Origin of the sequence: Mesorhizobium sp., assembly GCF_004963255.1 — a bacterium.
Lineage (GTDB): Bacteria > Pseudomonadota > Alphaproteobacteria > Rhizobiales > Rhizobiaceae > Mesorhizobium.
Window position 1 is genome coordinate 43,392 of sequence record NZ_SUGA01000037.1, and the last position, 14,145, is coordinate 57,536.

The 14,145-nt window shown below is 63.6% G+C and carries 22 protein-coding genes, 1 pseudogene and 1 riboswitch; of the genes and pseudogenes, 5 read left to right on the forward strand and 18 right to left on the reverse strand.

Going from position 1 to position 14,145, the window contains the following annotated elements; genetic code table 11:
* Positions 1–2: 2 nt before the first annotated feature.
* The 3 genes from E5X34_RS27165 to E5X34_RS27175 form a co-directional block, all read right to left on the reverse strand.
* The gene (locus E5X34_RS27165; protein ID WP_292571295.1) at positions 3–788 is read right to left on the reverse strand and encodes a GGDEF domain-containing protein; all 786 of its coding nucleotides are present in this window, start codon (positions 786–788) and stop codon (positions 3–5) included.
* A gap of 264 nt (positions 789–1,052) precedes the next feature.
* Positions 1,053–1,625, reverse strand: coding sequence for a hypothetical protein (locus tag E5X34_RS27170; protein ID WP_292571299.1), 573 nt, complete (start codon positions 1,623–1,625; stop codon positions 1,053–1,055).
* Positions 1,626–1,920: 295 nt separating this feature from the next.
* Positions 1,921–2,433 (reverse strand): DinB family protein, encoded by a 513-nt coding sequence (locus E5X34_RS27175; protein ID WP_292571373.1) that lies wholly within the window; start codon positions 2,431–2,433, stop codon positions 1,921–1,923.
* 58 nt (positions 2,434–2,491) lie between these two features.
* Here E5X34_RS27175 and E5X34_RS27180 point away from each other — a divergent pair, with 58 nt between their 5' ends.
* Positions 2,492–3,184, forward strand: a complete 693-nt coding sequence (locus E5X34_RS27180; protein WP_292571302.1) for a glutathione S-transferase family protein — start codon at positions 2,492–2,494, stop codon at positions 3,182–3,184.
* A 17-nt stretch (positions 3,185–3,201) separates the two neighbouring features.
* A complete protein-coding gene (locus tag E5X34_RS27185; protein WP_292571306.1) occupies positions 3,202–3,498 on the forward strand; it encodes a DUF1905 domain-containing protein in 297 nt (98 codons plus the stop codon).
* Here E5X34_RS27185 and E5X34_RS27190 read toward each other — a convergent pair.
* The gene (locus E5X34_RS27190; protein ID WP_292571309.1) at positions 3,495–3,764 is read right to left on the reverse strand and encodes a hypothetical protein; all 270 of its coding nucleotides are present in this window, start codon (positions 3,762–3,764) and stop codon (positions 3,495–3,497) included. The two genes, E5X34_RS27185 and E5X34_RS27190, sit on opposite strands and share 4 nt — an antisense overlap.
* A 130-nt stretch (positions 3,765–3,894) precedes the next feature.
* Here E5X34_RS27190 and ndk point away from each other — a divergent pair, with 130 nt between their 5' ends.
* Complete coding sequence (ndk, locus tag E5X34_RS27195; RefSeq protein ID WP_040984737.1) at positions 3,895–4,317, forward strand: nucleoside-diphosphate kinase; 423 nt, start codon at positions 3,895–3,897, stop codon at positions 4,315–4,317.
* 206 nt (positions 4,318–4,523) lie between these two features.
* Positions 4,524–4,730: a hypothetical protein gene (locus E5X34_RS27200; RefSeq protein ID WP_292571312.1), complete on the forward strand. Its 207-nt coding sequence runs from the start codon at positions 4,524–4,526 to the stop codon at positions 4,728–4,730.
* Positions 4,731–4,745: 15 nt separating this feature from the next.
* Here E5X34_RS27200 and E5X34_RS27205 read toward each other — a convergent pair whose 3' ends face one another.
* The 12 genes and pseudogenes from E5X34_RS27205 to E5X34_RS27255 form a co-directional block, all read right to left on the reverse strand.
* A complete protein-coding gene (locus E5X34_RS27205) occupies positions 4,746–5,090 on the reverse strand; it encodes a DUF190 domain-containing protein (RefSeq protein ID WP_292571315.1) in 345 nt (114 codons plus the stop codon).
* Positions 5,091–5,200: 110 nt separating this feature from the next.
* Positions 5,201–5,638 (reverse strand): fluoride efflux transporter CrcB, encoded by a 438-nt coding sequence (gene crcB, locus E5X34_RS27210; RefSeq protein WP_292571319.1) that lies wholly within the window; start codon positions 5,636–5,638, stop codon positions 5,201–5,203.
* Positions 5,639–5,641: 3 nt separating this feature from the next.
* On the reverse strand, positions 5,642–6,076 hold the full coding sequence (gene crcB, locus E5X34_RS27215) for a fluoride efflux transporter CrcB (protein ID WP_292571322.1): 435 nt from the start codon (positions 6,074–6,076) through the stop codon (positions 5,642–5,644).
* A gap of 98 nt (positions 6,077–6,174) precedes the next feature.
* Positions 6,175–6,235: riboswitch (Fluoride riboswitch) on the reverse strand.
* 70 nt (positions 6,236–6,305) lie between these two features.
* Positions 6,306–6,575, reverse strand: coding sequence for a hypothetical protein (locus E5X34_RS27220; RefSeq protein ID WP_292571325.1), 270 nt, complete (start codon positions 6,573–6,575; stop codon positions 6,306–6,308).
* Between the two features lie 181 nt (positions 6,576–6,756).
* A complete protein-coding gene (locus E5X34_RS27225; RefSeq protein WP_292571328.1) occupies positions 6,757–7,170 on the reverse strand; it encodes a YbaY family lipoprotein in 414 nt (137 codons plus the stop codon).
* Positions 7,171–7,229: 59 nt separating this feature from the next.
* Positions 7,230–7,403: pseudogene (locus E5X34_RS32920) on the reverse strand (CPCC family cysteine-rich protein); the annotation flags it as partial.
* 39 nt (positions 7,404–7,442) lie between these two features.
* Complete coding sequence (locus E5X34_RS27230; RefSeq protein WP_292571331.1) at positions 7,443–7,922, reverse strand: molybdenum cofactor biosynthesis protein MoaE; 480 nt, start codon at positions 7,920–7,922, stop codon at positions 7,443–7,445.
* A gap of 1 nt (position 7,923) precedes the next feature.
* Positions 7,924–8,181 (reverse strand): molybdopterin converting factor subunit 1, encoded by a 258-nt coding sequence (moaD, locus tag E5X34_RS27235; RefSeq protein WP_127882928.1) that lies wholly within the window; start codon positions 8,179–8,181, stop codon positions 7,924–7,926.
* A gap of 1 nt (position 8,182) precedes the next feature.
* Positions 8,183–8,779 carry a CDP-diacylglycerol--glycerol-3-phosphate 3-phosphatidyltransferase gene (gene pgsA / locus E5X34_RS27240; RefSeq protein WP_027165584.1) on the reverse strand — a complete coding sequence of 199 codons (597 nt, stop codon included), beginning with the start codon at positions 8,777–8,779 and terminating at the stop codon, positions 8,183–8,185.
* Positions 8,780–9,141: 362 nt separating this feature from the next.
* On the reverse strand, positions 9,142–11,226 hold the full coding sequence (uvrC, locus tag E5X34_RS27245; RefSeq protein ID WP_292571336.1) for an excinuclease ABC subunit UvrC: 2,085 nt from the start codon (positions 11,224–11,226) through the stop codon (positions 9,142–9,144).
* On the reverse strand, positions 11,223–11,987 hold the full coding sequence (locus E5X34_RS27250) for an SDR family oxidoreductase (protein ID WP_292571340.1): 765 nt from the start codon (positions 11,985–11,987) through the stop codon (positions 11,223–11,225). Before E5X34_RS27250 ends, uvrC begins: the two co-directional genes overlap by 4 nt.
* Positions 11,988–11,991: 4 nt before the next feature.
* The gene (locus E5X34_RS27255) at positions 11,992–12,228 is read right to left on the reverse strand and encodes a hypothetical protein (protein WP_292571343.1); all 237 of its coding nucleotides are present in this window, start codon (positions 12,226–12,228) and stop codon (positions 11,992–11,994) included.
* A gap of 170 nt (positions 12,229–12,398) precedes the next feature.
* Here E5X34_RS27255 and E5X34_RS27260 point away from each other — a divergent pair, with 170 nt between their 5' ends.
* Positions 12,399–13,052, forward strand: coding sequence for an outer membrane protein (locus tag E5X34_RS27260; protein WP_292571346.1), 654 nt, complete (start codon positions 12,399–12,401; stop codon positions 13,050–13,052).
* A 71-nt stretch (positions 13,053–13,123) separates the two neighbouring features.
* Here E5X34_RS27260 and E5X34_RS27265 read toward each other — a convergent pair whose 3' ends face one another.
* On the reverse strand, positions 13,124–13,558 hold the full coding sequence (locus E5X34_RS27265; RefSeq protein WP_292571349.1) for a GFA family protein: 435 nt from the start codon (positions 13,556–13,558) through the stop codon (positions 13,124–13,126).
* 66 nt (positions 13,559–13,624) lie between these two features.
* A complete protein-coding gene (locus E5X34_RS27270) occupies positions 13,625–14,002 on the reverse strand; it encodes a TfoX/Sxy family protein (protein WP_292571352.1) in 378 nt (125 codons plus the stop codon).
* Positions 14,003–14,145: the final 143 nt, after the last annotated feature.

The window sequence follows — 14,145 nt, forward strand, 5'->3', positions numbered from 1 at the left end:
CTTTAGTGCATGGTGCCGCCGGCATTGCCAGCCGTCCCGCTGCGCTGGCTCTCGAAGCTCACCTGGTCGCGGCCATTGGACTTCGCCTTGTAAAGATGACGGTCGGCGACCTGGAACATGTCGTGGTAGGTGGTGGGGCCGCTGAAGGCGATGCCGCCGATGCTCACGGAAAGCGGCCAGGGCCGCCCGTCGGGGGCAAACTCGGCCTCGCGGATGCGGCGCCTGATGGATTCGGCGACCAGGAAGGAGCGTGTGGCATCGGCGCCGGGCAGGAAGACCGCGAACTCCTCGCCGCCGATGCGTCCGACGATGTCGGCGCCGTGCAGCTGGCCCTTGATCGTCGCGGCGATCAACCTCAGGGCCTGGTCGCCGCAGTCATGGCCCAGCCGGTCATTGATCGACTTGAAATGGTCGGCATCGACGATCAGCAGCGCGCCGGCGTCGGCCACCGTCTGGTCGCGCGCCTGGTCGAGATAGGCCTCGACGAGCATCGAGAAGGCGCCGCGGTTGAATACCGCTGTCAGGCTGTCGGTCGCGGCGATGACGCTGAGCTCCTTTTGCGTGATCGCCAGCTGGCGCATCTTCCACATCAGGAAAAACAGAAAGGAGCCGCCGAGGACAAGCGGCAAGAAAAGGTCCGTGAGCTGCGCCCACAGCAGCGCCTGCGGCGACAGCGAGGGAAAATTGAAGGAATCGACGAAGAAGGCGACGGCAATGAAAAAGGCCGTGCCGGCGGCGGTGACCACCACGACCCTGCCCCAGCTTGTCGGGGACAAATCGATGCGCATGCCGTTGCTCCCACTGCTACCGGCCTATTGTGGAGCGCGAGCGCAAAGGAAGTCCTAACATATTAGCTTCAATGCAAGTGTGGTTAACAGGCCGTCGGGACCTCCCGTGGCGGCAGGCAAGCAGAAAGCCCGCCGCCAAAGGCAGCAGGCTTTCCGACTGGCCGGAGGTTCTCGTCAACGCACCGCCAGCCATGGCGGCGGTCGGTTGGGAGATGCCGCAGAGCCTCACGGCCGGTCCGGCGTTGCGGCTACCACTCGAACGCGTCAACGGCGTGCGATCATCAGGCAGAGCGCCCTGAGATCGCTGTCATAGGTGTTTTGGCTCGAAAGCACGTCGGCGCAGCGCTTCTTCATGCGCGCAAGTTGGGTGCCCGACATCTGCGCAACAGCGGCCGAAGGCTCCGGTCCGAGGGCGCCGGGAGTTCCCGTAGCGGAGGGCGCCGCGCCGAGGCCAACCCCTACGCCGACATTGGCGCTATTGCCGACGCTGGCATCGATATTAGCGTTGACGCCGTTGCCGACATTGGCGCCGACGCCGGCATTGATGCCCTGCGAGCCACCGACCGAAGCCGTGGCCCCTGCGTCGATGCCGCCCGAACCGCCAACAGATGCGCCCGCGCCGGCGTTCACGCCGTTCGTGCCGCCAACCGAAGCGCCAAGCCCGGCATTGACACCGCTGCCATCGCCGACAGAGGCGCCGGCACCAGCGTTGACGCCTCCGGACCCGCCGATCGATGCTCCAACGCCAAGGCTTGCAGCATTCGCAGGCATGGCCAGAACGGCGACCATCGTGCCAAGAGTCAGAGCCGCGGCGGCTTGTTTAACGATATTGCGCATGACACTCTCCTTTTCACAGACAGCACATCAGCACTTACGCATACAAGCATCGCCTGCATGCAGTGCAGAATACACGGATGAGTTACGCGCGAAGTTTCGTGTGGTTTCGCAGGCGCCTTTGCATGAATATATTGTAGTTTTCTATTTCTTTCTTCCGCCTGCCAAAATGTATTAGATTTTTCTTAAACTTATAAGATCTCATTAAACGAGCGGTGAAATCGGCCGCGCGTGGACAGTGCCGCCGACTAGATGTTTGACGGAATTGCCGGATCAAAGTTCTTGTATCCAACAAGCCTCAAGCGTAGGCGCGGCCTTCCTCGGAGCGCTGGAACAGCGCCAGATCGAGCGGCACCGCGGGGCGACCTAGCACTGTAAGCACCATGTGCGCCTGACCGCGATGATGGGTCTGGTGGTTGAAGAAATGGCTGAGCGCGGGCGCCACGCGTTGCGAGACAGTTCGCATGTCGGAGAGGGTCATATAGGAGAAGCGGCCGGCGAGCGCCTTTTCGCTCATGCCGCCGACCCAGTCGATGATCCGCTTGTCCTCCGCCTCGCGCGCGCTGTGCAAGGGTGGCAGCGCCTTGTAAAGAATGGCGTCAAGGGAAGACGGCGCCTGTCCCTCACCGGTGAAACGCTTCATCCAGATTCGATCAGCGGTCAGGATATGGTTGAGCGTTCTCATCATCGAGCCGAAGAAGGCGCCGGTGTCGCGGTTGAATTCCTCGTCGCTGAGATGGGCCGCGGCATCGTAGAGACGCTGGTTGGCCCATTGATTATAGGCCGCAAACATCATGAAATGCTGTTTCATCATCCACCGGTTCGCAACGAATCCTGGCTCTACGTAACCCGCAGCAACGGACGCGCCAATGACCATTCTTCTCTATGACCTCGTCGGCCACGACGCCGAACGCCCGTTCAGCCCGCATTGCTGGAAGACGAAGATGGCGCTGGCCCACAAGGGACTGACCGCGACCCAGGTGCCGACGCGCTTCCTCGAAGTGCCCAAGGTGGAAGGCGGCTTGTCGAAGACGGTGCCCGTGATCCGCGACGGCGAGCGCGTGGTGGCCGATTCCTTCGCCATCGCGCTCTATCTCGACGAAGCCTACCCGGATCGGCCTACCCTGTTTGCCGGCGAAGGCGGCAAGGCGCTGGCGCGCTTCATCGAGCGCTGGTCGCAATTCACCATCCATCCCTACGTCGCGACGGTGGCGCTGACCGATCTGCATGACATGCAGGACGAGCCCAACGCCGCCTATTTCCGCGAAAGCCGCGAGCAGCGCTACGGCAAGCGCCTGGAAGAGGTCGTGGCGAAACGCGATGCCGGGCTCGCGGCCTTCCGCGCCGCGCTGGAGCCGCTGCGCTCGATGCTCACCTACCAGCCCTTCATCGGCGGCGAGGCGCCGCTGTTTGCCGATTACATCGTGTTCGGGGCGCTGCAATGGGGGCGCATTGCCTCGCCTTTCCAGTTGCTCGACGACGGCGACAGCATCGCCCGCTGGTTCGAGCGCTGCCTCGACCTGCATGGCGGGATCGGACGGCAGGTCGCGGCGGCGGCGTGACGGCCATCGGAATTGCCATGCTGCGTTATGAGATGCAGGGCGAGATCTGGGTCTACCCCGGCAAGGGCGGCTGGCATTTCATCACGCTGCCAACGGATGTCGCGGCGCGGATCAGGGCAGCCATGGCGGGGCTGGCGCGCCCCTGGGGCTCGCTTGGCGTGACGGCTGTCATCGGCAAAACAAAATGGACCACGTCGCTTTTCCCCGACAAGACGACCGGCAGCCTGCTGTTGCCGGTCAAGGCATCGGTGCGGCAGGCTGAGAGGCTGAAGGCCGGCGACGCGCCGATCGTGTCCATTGAGATCGCGCTTTAATTCCGCTTGAGCGCGTCCTTGTCGATCAGCTTGACACAGATCGGATCGCCTTCACCCATGCGCGTACATTGCCATTCCGGGCCGAAGCCGAAATTGTGATCCGGCGCCGGCAGAGCCAGCAGGAAGAAGGCGATCACGGCGCATATGAGCGCCATGAAGACGATACCCACAATGGCGCCGCGTCTGAGATAAGGCCAGTTGAGATAAGGCCAGTTCATCGCGTCCGGCTCCGCCGCCGCAACGCCCCGGATTTCCGTGCGAAGCATGTTCGCAGCCGTCTAATTATCCCGCAAAGCGGCCGCCTTGACCAGAAGCCGCCTCCCCTTGGCAAGCCGCCGGGCGGCTTGTATAGAGCCCGCCACTCCAATTTCCATTCCCAAGAACAAGGACGACCCTATGGCGATCGAACGCACCTTCTCCATGATCAAGCCGGACGCGACTAGGCGCAACCTGACGGGCGCCATCACCAAAATGCTGGAAGACGCTGGCCTTCGCGTCGTCGCATCGCGCCGCGTGTGGATGAGCCGCCGCGAGGCCGAAGGTTTCTACGCCGTCCACAAGGATCGCCCGTTCTTCGGCGAGCTGGTGGAATTCATGTCGTCGGCGCCCACCATCGTGCAGGTGCTGGAAGGCGAGAACGCCATCGCCCGGAATCGCGAAGTGATGGGCGCAACCAACCCGGCCAACGCCGCCGAGGGCACCATTCGCAAGGTGCATGCGCTGTCGATCGGCGAGAATTCGGTGCATGGCTCGGACGCGCCGGAAACCGCCGCGCAGGAGATCAAGTACTGGTTCTCGGACACCGAGATCGTCGGCTGATCTATCTGACACGATCCCGAACGGAAAACCGCTTCGTGGAATCGCTCTGAAATCTGCCGAAAACAAAGGCGGCCCTTTGGGCTGCCCTTTTAACATGGGTAAATGCGCCGTGGGCAGATCAACCTATGGTAGCCAGCTCTAGCGATAGAGGGTTCACCCGCCCCCGCGAACCTCTGTCGCGCTTCCGTACCACAACGGAGGACGCGATGATTGGTCCCCATATTTCCAAGAGCGGCGTTGCCTATCCGGACGATCTTGTCCTGCTGAAGCGCATTTACGATCAGGTCTGCGAGGAGCGCGGTATTGCCCGCGGCAGTTCGGAGGCATCGGACCTGGCGATCGAGGCCATGAACCTCTTTTCCGCCGGTATCTTCGACGAAGGAACGATCGGAAGACGTCTGCGCGGCGGCTAATCGAGGGTCCCAGGATCAGTCCGCGTCGCCGTAGCGGACGACCTCGACCTTCTCCCTGGTGATCAGGCAGCTCTTCTCACTCGTCAGCGCCTTGATCACAGGGATCAGCGCATCGATTTTCTCCGGCGCATCGACGATCTCGACGACGATGGGCAGATCCTGCGACAGGCGCAGGATCTTGGCGGTGTGGAGCACGCTGGAGCGGCCGAAGCCCAGCGGCCCGCGCAGCACCGTGGCGCCGGCCATGCCGGTTTCGCGCGCCTTGATGACGATCGCCTCGTGCAGCGGCTTGCCGTCGGCCGCCCTGTCGTCCTCGCCGAAGAAGATCCTGAGCAGCGCGCATTGCGCGGGAAGTTCCATATTCTCCTCCCTAGAGCGTTCACCGTTTCACAGAAACGGCGAACCGCTCTATCTCTTTGTTTTGACGCAATTCCGGACGGAAAACCGCTCACACTTTTCCTGGAATTGTTCTAGCTACCTGTTGCCTGACTGCCTTTCGGCAAGCGGTTGAGCCTGGATGCCATGAGATAACCCAGCCACGCGGCGACGAGCGACAGCCCGACCACACTGATGAGATAGGTCGCGGCCAGCGGCAAGTCGCCCTCGAACAGCAGGATGAATGTGTCGAGGCTCATCGCCGAAAACGTGGTGAGGCCGCCGCAAAAGCCTGCCATGACGAAATTGCGGCTGACCGGTCCGGCCATCATGCGCCCATCCGGTCCGGTCAGCGTGGCAAAGGCCATAATGATCCAGCAGCCGACGATGTTGACGAAAGCGGTCGACCATAGAGCGTTCAGGCCGAGCAGCGAGACGATGACGTAGCCCGACAGGAACCGGGTCAGGGAGCCGATCGCCGCGCCGCAGCCGACCGCCAGATAAAGCCGCATTGCCGCCTGTCTATCCGTCATCGCTCAGCCCGCCATCCCCGTTGCTGGATCAGCCAGCCAGGTGGCTGACTCAGCCACCCAGACGATCGCCCAGAAGCCGAGGGCGACGAACAGCACGCACAGCACCGACGAAGCGACGACGTTGAAGGCGGCGAGCCGCCCCTCCCCCTCGAGCGCCAGGTTCAGCGTCTGCAGGCAGAAGGACGATACCGTGGTATAGCCGCCGAACAGGCCGACGACGATCAGGTCGCGCACGAGATCGCTGGCGAAGGCGCCGCCCACCGTCCGCGCGGCGCCGGCGAAGGCGCCGATGGCAAGGGCGCCGGAGACGTTGACCGCCAGCGTGCCCCAGGGAAAGGTCTCCCCAACGCCGCGACCAATCACGCCGGACAGGAAGAAGCGGGAGACGCCGCCGAGGAAACCGCCGATCAGGACCAGGGCGCAGGCCGCAAGGGTCATCGTCTCAATGCCTTTCCAATGCGATCCCCGCACGGGAATCACTTCACGAAATCAGGCATGATGCGAGCGGGAAAAACAAATCCTGCCGCGCAAGAGCACGCCTGGCAGGAGTCATCAGCCCAAGGGCGGTTTCGGGGGAACCCCATCCCCATTTTCGGACGAGCCTATGCGGCTATGGCGGCGGGGTCAATTGTGACAAACCCGCCGCCCCTCCCGGCGGGCAAAGGAATCACTTGGCTTGACGGTCTTTCACATTGGCATGGGCGTTCGCCGCCTCTGTGTCCGTGGCCGGCGTCTTCGTCTCCTCGCCGCTGAACGGGCTGCCCTGTCCAGGCGCAAGGTCGCCGCTATGGCCGGCCTTGTTGGTCTGGAAGGGCTGACCGTCGGGGCTGAGGCCATGCTGCGTGGCGTTGAACAGATGGTCGTCCGCGCGCGCAAAACCGGCGAAGGCGATCAGCGATACGCTTGTGACTGCGAGAATGAGCGCGTGCTTTTTCATATCTGGTCTCCATTGAGTGCCAGATCGATCCCGCGCATTCGGTCTGGCGGTTTGAGTGAAGGGACGTTTGTCCCTTTGCCTGCCCGCCATCTGCATAGGTCAACGCCTGGCGCCGCCGGTTTATTCCGGCGAGCACGGTTTCCTGGCTGAAAAATCGCTGCCGTCCAGTCGGCGCCCGACGTCAGCGCGGCATCTTCACCAACACCGTCTGGGGCGTGCCGGCCAGCGGATCGATCTGGTGGTTTGTGTCGGTGATGAACATCAGCCGCTCGCCGACCGTGATGCGCGCCTGCAGCGCATAGGTCCGGCCCTTCTGGATCGCCTTGGGGTCGAAACCGATATCGAACTTGATCGGCACCTGTCCGGTGGGCGCTACCCTGCGCTTGGCGATCACGATTGCCGGCGCATCGGCCAGCGAGACATCGGCAAGCTCGACCACCAGCACGGCATTCGGCGGCAGGGTGATGCGCTCGCGGCAGGTCACCTCGCCGGCAATCGTCGTTTCCCCGGCCTTGATCACTTCCGGCACAGCCAGCACGCCCACGACCAGCGGCACCAGCCCGAAGAGGAAGAATTCCGCGATGCGATCCAGCATGAGATTGCACGCCCAAGCAAATCAGACCGATTGGCAAGGTCGGGAAGGATTGCGGTCGTTCAATGGCCGCAACCGGTGGCCTCGTTTGAAATTCGATCGCGGTATTGATTTAGACTGAGTTCGTTTGCCCCGCCTGCATAATCGGGGTCGGCGGCCTGCACCGGGTCGTCTTCCCACCCGCATTTTTGGCAGATTTCATAGTTGCCCGGCTCACTTACGGCGAGCGAACCACAACACTGGCACGTGACATGAAACCATGTTCCCGGCCGTGGTTATTCACGCGACTTCTTCCAGCGGTCCGCCGCGTGGTCGTCGGCTTCCTTGGCCTCGACCCATCCGCCCTCTGAGCCGTCGGCAAGATGTTCCTTCTTCCAGAAGGGCGCGCGCGACTTCAGATAGTCCATCAGGAAATTCGCCGCCTCGAAGGCCGCCTGCCGGTGCGATGAGGCCGCGACCACCAGCACGATGTTCTCGCCCGGCGCAATCTTGCCGTGGCGATGGATGACGGTCAGCCCCTGCAGCGGCCAGCGTTCGCCGGCCTCAGCCGCGATGCGGCCGATCTCGGCCTCCGCCATGCCGGGATAGTGCTCGAGCTCGAGCGCCGACAGTGCGCCCTGCTCGTCGCGGCATAGGCCGGAGAAAGTCACCACGGCGCCGATATCGGTCCGGCCCTCGGTCAGGCCGGCGATCTCGGCGGCGACGTCGAAATCCTCGCGTTGGATGCGGATGGCGGGCACGACGGCGCCGGCCATGTCAGCCTCCGGTCATCGGCGGAAACAGCGCGATCTCGCGCGCACCGGCGATCTTCTCGCGGTGGCCGACATGTTCCTGGTTGATGGCGACGCGGATCACGTCGGGGTATTGCAGCGCATTCTCATATTCCTCGCCGCGCGACTTCAGCCAGCGCAGCAGGTCGCCCACCGTCTCGATGCCCGGCGGCAAGTCGACGTCCTCTTCCGGCTTGCCGATCCGCTCGCGCACCCAGGCGAAATAGATGAGCTTGGTCGACATCTCACTCGTCCATGATGTGCTTGAGGCCGGCGCGGAAATAGTCGTAGCCTGTGTAGAGCGTGACGAGCGCCGCGACCCACAACAGCACCAGGCCGATCTGGGTGGTCAGCGGAAAGATCTTGTCGCCGGCCGGGCCGACCAGCAGGAAGGCGATGGCGACCATCTGGATGGTGGTCTTCCATTTGGCGAGCTGGGTGACCGGCACCGACACTTTCAAGGCGGCCAGATATTCGCGCAGGCCCGAAACCAGGATCTCGCGGCACAGGATGATGATCGCCGCCCAGAGCGACCAGCCGGCGATGCCGGCGTGGCGGTCGGTGTCGGCCGCAAGCAGGAGCAGGCAGGTGGCGACCAGCAACTTGTCGGCTATCGGGTCGAGCATCTTGCCGATGTTGGAAGTCTGCTGCCAGGCGCGCGCGAAATAGCCGTCAAAGTAATCGGTGATCGAGGCGAGCAGGAAGATGACCAGCGCCGACCAGCGGGCGAAGTCGGACGACTTCAGATGGCCTTCAAGAAAAAAGCACAGCACGACCAGCGGCACCGCGACGATGCGGGCGTAGGTGAGGATGTTCGGCAGGTTGAACGCGCGTTGTGCCATATCGTCTCGGGAAATCTCCGCCGCCACAGGTACTCAAATCAGAAGCCAATGTAGGGGGTCAACAGCCGAGATTCGATTGGACAGGGAAAAATGGCGTGAGGCGCCGATGAAAGGCACCTCCCTCGGCTCCCGGATTTCCCCCCTCAGAGGCGAAGGATCGGCAGCTTCGATGTCGGCTTTCTGGCGACGTTGGGGATTGGCCGAAAACGCCCGAACCTCGTCATCCACGGGCGGAGCGGGAGCGAAGCGGACGCGCAGACCCGAGGATGACGATGGGACGGGCGTCTGTGCCAATCGCCAAGGTACGGCATCCCTCGACATGCGGACACCTTCGTCAAACTTTCGTCCTGCCCGCAACCGCCTCAGCTCTCGTGAAAATGATTGTAGACCAGCTTCGCCACATGCTCGGAAATGCCGTCGACCTTGACTAGGTCCTCGACCGCGGCGCGGCTGACCGCCTTGGCGGTGCCGAAGGCGAGCAGCAGGGCGCGCTTGCGGCCGGGGCCGATGCCGGCGATCTCGTCGAGCGGGCTTTTCACCATCTCCTTCTTGCGCCGCGCGCGGTGCGAACCGATGGCGAAGCGGTGCACCTCGTCGCGCAGGCGCTGGACAAAATAGAGCACCGGGTCGCGCACCGGCAACATGAAGCTTTCCCTGCCCTTGACGAAGAAGCGCTCGCGGCCGGCATCGCGGTCCGGCCCCTTGGCGATGCCGATGGCGACAACCCGATCCTCGACGCCGAGATCGGCAAGGATCTGGCGCACCGCCGTCATCTGGCCCTGGCCGCCGTCGATCAGGATGACGTCGGGCCAGGCCGGAAAACCGCCATTGCCGGCGACCAGATCCTCCTCGCCCGCATCGTCCTCGGCGGCCGATCCTGATTGCTCGTCGCCATGCTCCTTGAGCAGCCGCGAGAAACGCCGCTGCATCACCTCGCGCATCATGCCGAAATCGTCGCCCGGCGTGATCTCGGTCGAGCGGATGTTGAATTTTCGGTACTGGTTCTTCACGAAACCTTCCGGCCCGGCGACGACCATGGCGCCGACCGCATTGGTGCCCATGATGTGCGAGTTGTCGTAGACCTCGATGCGCACCGGCGGCTTTGCCAGGCCGAAGGTCTCGGCGAATCCCTGCAGCAGCCGCGCCTGGGTCGAGGTTTCGGCCAGCCTGCGGCCGAGGGCCTCGCGGGCGTTCTGCAGCGCATGATCGGTCAGGTCCTTCTTCTCGCCGCGCTGCGGCACGGAGATCGTTATCTTGCGGCCGGCATGGGTGGAAAGCGCTTCCGCCAGCAGTTCCTGCTCCTGCGCGGTCTGCGACAGAAGCAGCATGCGCGCCGGCAGCTTGTCGTCATAGAACTGCGCCAGGAACGAGCCCAGCACCTCGGCCGGCTCCAGCGCCGGATCGGCCTTGGGGAAATAGGCGCGGTTGCCCCAGTTCTGGCCGGTGCGGAAGAAGAACACCTGGATGCAGGTCTGGCCGCCCTCCTGATGGATGGCGAAGACGTCGGCCTCCTCCACCGTCTGCGGGTTGATGCCCTGATGCGCCTGCACATGGGAGAGCGCGGCAAGACGATCGCGGTAGATGGCGGCGCGCTCGAAATCGAGCTCTGCCGAAGCCTGCTGCATAGCGGCCGAAATCTCCGTCTTCACCTTCTGGCTGCGGCCGGAGAGGAAATCCTTGGCCTCCGCGACCAACTCGGCATAGCCCTCATGCGAGATCTCGCCGGTGCAGGGCCCGGCGCAGCGCTTGATCTGGTAGAGCAGGCAAGGCCGCGTGCGGTTCTCGTAGAAGGAATTGGTGCAGCTTCGAAGCAGGAAGGCGCGCTGCAGCGAATTGATGGTGCGGCCGACCGCGCCGGCCGAGGCGAAGGGACCGAAATAGTCGCCCTTGCGAGAGCGCGCGCCGCGATGCTTGTAGATGCCGGGCGAGACATGGTCGCCGGTGAGCAGGATATAGGGAAACGACTTGTCGTCCCGCATCAGCACGTTGAAGCGAGGCCTGAGCCGCTTGATGAGATTCGCCTCGAGCAGCAGCGCCTCGATTTCGGTGCGGGTGACGACGAATTCCATCGTCGCCGTCTCGCGCACCATGCGGCCGATGCGGGCGGTGTGGAACCGCCCCTGCGCATAGTTGGTGACGCGCTTCTTCAGGCTGCGCGCCTTGCCGACATAGAGCACGTCGCCGGCGGCGTTCATCATGCGGTAGACGCCGGGCTGGTTGGGCAGCCGCTTGACGAAGGTCTGGATCACCTCGGCGCCGACCATGCCGTCGGCATCGCCGGCATGCGGCGTCCAGTCGATGGCCGTGAAGGCGACATCGGGGCCGGTCGGCAAAGCCTCGGGTTCGACGATCTCCTCAGCCGCCTCGTCCTCGGCGTCGAGATCGACATCGGGGGGCAGGTCGTCGGCGGCGCCGTTGCGTCTGTGTTTTTGGACTGCGGGACTCATTCCACCATGCCTGTCACATCGGGCGTCTGCCACGCAAGATGCTGGCCGCCATCGAGCGCGATCATCTGGCCGGTCACCGAGCGCGCCTGCCAGAGATAGCGAATGGTGGCGCCGAATTCGGGCAATTGCGGACCGCGCTTCAGGATCAGGCCCTCGACCTGTTTGCCGAAATCGTCGTCGTCCTGGCGCTTGTTCTTCAGTGTCGGCCCGGGACCTATGGCGTTGACGCGAATGCGCGGCCCGAGCGCCTGCGCCAGCATCTCAGTTTGCGTCCACAGCGCCGATTTCGATAGCGCATAGGAGAAATAGCGCGGCGTCGGCCGCCAGACGCGCTGGTCGATCATGTTGACGATCAGCCCCTCCTCGCCTTGCGGCAGCGCGCGAGCGAAATTCTGCGCCAAAAGCGCGGGCGCCTTCACGTGGACGGCGAAATGGCGGTCCCAGGCCTGCCAGTCGAAATCCTCGACGCTGTCGTCGACGAACAGGGACGCGTTGTTGACCAGCAGCGTCACAGGCCCGAGCGCGGCTTGCGCGCGACCGATGAGACAACCCACCGCATCCATGTCGGTGAGGTCGGCGGCGACGACGGCGGCGCGGCCGCCCTCGCCCGCGATCTTCCCCGCCAGCGCCTCGGCCTCGGCGCCTGAACGGTTGGCATGGATGGCGACGGCGAAGCCATTGGCGGCCAGATCCTCGACGATCGCCTTGCCGATCCGTCTTGCTCCACCCGTCACCAGCGCGACGGCCGTGGCTTGTTTCATGGTGTCAATCCTCAATCGGCTTCACGATTCCGGGAAGCCGGCACAATATGACGGGCCAAGCGTTAAATGCCATTTCCACCTGGGGCAGGAATGTGGCGAAGCGGCCCGGACGCGCTTCCGCCCCGCCGGATTCGGGGCGCCATTGCCGGCAATATATGTCGCTGCACCCCTTGAACCAAGCGATGTGCAGCGCAACATGATTAGCCTGCTGACATTCGCTGTTGCGAAGATGCAACGTCATGTTTCGGCCTCATTCGCGCCGGGGAATGACCCAAGTTCAGGTTCGCTTCAGCCGCATTTCAGCACGACATTCGGAACCGTTAAACGCCAGGCTCGTTTATCCCCCCGGACGGGCCGGGGCGTTTCATGAACAACCAAGCCTAAGTGTCTTGTGGCTTAAGGAGTATAACAATGAAGACCAATCTCAAATTCGCGCCGCTTGCTGCCGCGCTCGGGCTGTTCGCCTTTGCTGGTACCGCTTTTGCGGCCGACGTCGTTTCCGAGGAGCCGCCGGCTCCCGCCCCGGTTGCCGAGCTTCCGGTTGCTTCCTGGGCCGGCCCCTATGCCGGTATCAACCTCGGCTACGGCTTCAGCGGCCATGCCGATGCCCGCGATGCAGGCGTCAACGTGAAGACCAAGGGCTTCATCGGCGGCGTCTTCGGCGGCTACCAGTGGCAGCAGGAGAACTTCGTCTACGGCGCTGAAGCCGATCTCGGCTACAACGGCGTCAAGGGCGACAGCGCCGGCATCAGCGCCAAGGGCGGCCTCGAAGGCTCGCTGCGCGCTCGCCTCGGCTATGCCGTGACCCCGGAAATCCTGCTCTATGGCACCGGCGGTCTTGCCGCCAAGAACCAGAAGATCACGGATAGCGTCACCGCCACCGACGAGAGCAAGGGAATGCTCGGCTGGACGGCTGGCGTCGGTTCCGACATCAAGATCACCGACAATGTGTTCGGCCGTGTCGAGTACCGCTACACCGACTACGGCGACAAGGACTTCGGCGCCCTCGGCAACGTCAAGTCGAAGGACAACCGCGTCACGTTCGGCGTCGGTATGAAGTTCTAAGTCGTAAAAGCCACGACACGAAAAAGCCGGGCCTTGCGCCCGGCTTTTTTTGTTGGCCCGGCCGAAAAGCGTCAGGCGCCCGACCGACGCGCCGGCTGCCTCTGGAAACCATCGTGGGTCGGGATCGAATGCAGCCGGTCCAGCCATTTCAAGCGCGACTGCATGAAGACCTGGGCGTCCGGCCGGTATTCGCCCGGATCGGTCAAGGTGGCGGCGTGAACGTGGATCTCCGACGGCCATCTTGTCGAGCGGAAATAGAGCCTGGTGCCACAGGACGGACAGAAGCCGCGAAACGTGTCCGTGCTGCTTTCATAGTGCCTGATGTCGCCGGCCCAGTTCAGCTCATCGGCCCTCAGCCCCAGGAAGGCGGTGAAGGGAGACGAGGTGGCACGCTGGCAATCGGCGCAGTGACAGACTAGATTGCGGATGATGTCGCCGGAATATGTCCAGGTGACCGCTACGCACATGCAATGCCCGCTGAGTGCCATCGCTTCCCCCTTGGCCATGCGTTCGTCATCACCGGCGCAGCCGATAGTGACACATCGCCGTCCGGAAAGTGGCGAGTCAGCGGCTTACGCGCGCTTCTTTGCGACCTTGGCGGATTTATCCTTCGGCGGCAGGGACTGGACAAAGGCCAGAGCAAGATCGAGCCAGAAGGCGAGATCGGCCTCGCTCGCCGTGCCTTCCGGCCCGACGTGGAGATAGCCTTCCATCGAGCGCCCGCCCATTTCCATCGGACGCGCATGGGGACGAGCAGCCGCCGCAGCATGCGCGTCCTTGCCGACGCGGACCAACAGCCCGCGCTTCGAGGTGCCGATCAGCATGTTGCCGTTGATCATGAAGCAGGTGCCGCCGAACATCTTCTGCTCGGTGAAGCCACGGCGACCGAGGGCGGCGCGCAGGCGCTCGACCATCGGATCGGGCGCGACATTGGTTGAGGGCTTTGCCATGCTCACCACTCCGACTTGGATGACATCAGGCAAGCATGGAAGCGGGTGGGCGTTCAAGGTGGGCGCGAGGCCGAAGCTGCCAATCTCCCCCCTTGTGAGGGCTTTGCACGGAACTGAGTTGGTGATTCGGTAGGTCCGGAATG

Excerpts from the sequence above, each read along its gene's own strand:
- uvrC (WP_292571336.1), bottom strand. The coding sequence starts at position 11,226 with ATGAGTCCCGCAGTCCAAAAACACAGACGCAACGGCGCCGCCGACGAC.
- E5X34_RS27270 (WP_292571352.1), bottom strand. The coding sequence starts at position 14,002 with ATGGCAAAGCCCTCAACCAATGTCGCGCCCGATCCGATGGTCGAGCGC.
- ndk (WP_040984737.1), top strand. The coding sequence starts at position 3,895 with ATGGCGATCGAACGCACCTTCTCCATGATCAAGCCGGACGCGACTAGG.
- E5X34_RS27185 (WP_292571306.1), top strand. The coding sequence starts at position 3,202 with ATGCTGCGTTATGAGATGCAGGGCGAGATCTGGGTCTACCCCGGCAAG.
- E5X34_RS27205 (WP_292571315.1), bottom strand. The coding sequence starts at position 5,090 with ATGGAACTTCCCGCGCAATGCGCGCTGCTCAGGATCTTCTTCGGCGAG.
- E5X34_RS27175 (WP_292571373.1), bottom strand. The coding sequence starts at position 2,433 with ATGAAACAGCATTTCATGATGTTTGCGGCCTATAATCAATGGGCCAAC.
- E5X34_RS27225 (WP_292571328.1), bottom strand. The coding sequence starts at position 7,170 with ATGCTGGATCGCATCGCGGAATTCTTCCTCTTCGGGCTGGTGCCGCTG.
- crcB (WP_292571322.1), bottom strand. The coding sequence starts at position 6,076 with ATGACCCTTGCGGCCTGCGCCCTGGTCCTGATCGGCGGTTTCCTCGGC.
- E5X34_RS27255 (WP_292571343.1), bottom strand. The coding sequence starts at position 12,228 with ATGACGTTGCATCTTCGCAACAGCGAATGTCAGCAGGCTAATCATGTT.
- E5X34_RS27250 (WP_292571340.1), bottom strand. The coding sequence starts at position 11,987 with ATGAAACAAGCCACGGCCGTCGCGCTGGTGACGGGTGGAGCAAGACGG.
- E5X34_RS27220 (WP_292571325.1), bottom strand. The coding sequence starts at position 6,575 with ATGAAAAAGCACGCGCTCATTCTCGCAGTCACAAGCGTATCGCTGATC.
- E5X34_RS27200 (WP_292571312.1), top strand. The coding sequence starts at position 4,524 with ATGATTGGTCCCCATATTTCCAAGAGCGGCGTTGCCTATCCGGACGAT.
- moaD (WP_127882928.1), bottom strand. The coding sequence starts at position 8,181 with ATGTCGACCAAGCTCATCTATTTCGCCTGGGTGCGCGAGCGGATCGGC.
- crcB (WP_292571319.1), bottom strand. The coding sequence starts at position 5,638 with ATGACGGATAGACAGGCGGCAATGCGGCTTTATCTGGCGGTCGGCTGC.
- pgsA (WP_027165584.1), bottom strand. The coding sequence starts at position 8,779 with ATGGCACAACGCGCGTTCAACCTGCCGAACATCCTCACCTACGCCCGC.
- E5X34_RS27230 (WP_292571331.1), bottom strand. The coding sequence starts at position 7,922 with ATGGCCGGCGCCGTCGTGCCCGCCATCCGCATCCAACGCGAGGATTTC.
- E5X34_RS27190 (WP_292571309.1), bottom strand. The coding sequence starts at position 3,764 with ATGCTTCGCACGGAAATCCGGGGCGTTGCGGCGGCGGAGCCGGACGCG.
- E5X34_RS27265 (WP_292571349.1), bottom strand. The coding sequence starts at position 13,558 with ATGGCCAAGGGGGAAGCGATGGCACTCAGCGGGCATTGCATGTGCGTA.
- E5X34_RS27260 (WP_292571346.1), top strand. The coding sequence starts at position 12,399 with ATGAAGACCAATCTCAAATTCGCGCCGCTTGCTGCCGCGCTCGGGCTG.
- E5X34_RS27170 (WP_292571299.1), bottom strand. The coding sequence starts at position 1,625 with ATGCGCAATATCGTTAAACAAGCCGCCGCGGCTCTGACTCTTGGCACG.
- E5X34_RS27180 (WP_292571302.1), top strand. The coding sequence starts at position 2,492 with ATGACCATTCTTCTCTATGACCTCGTCGGCCACGACGCCGAACGCCCG.
- E5X34_RS27165 (WP_292571295.1), bottom strand. The coding sequence starts at position 788 with ATGCGCATCGATTTGTCCCCGACAAGCTGGGGCAGGGTCGTGGTGGTC.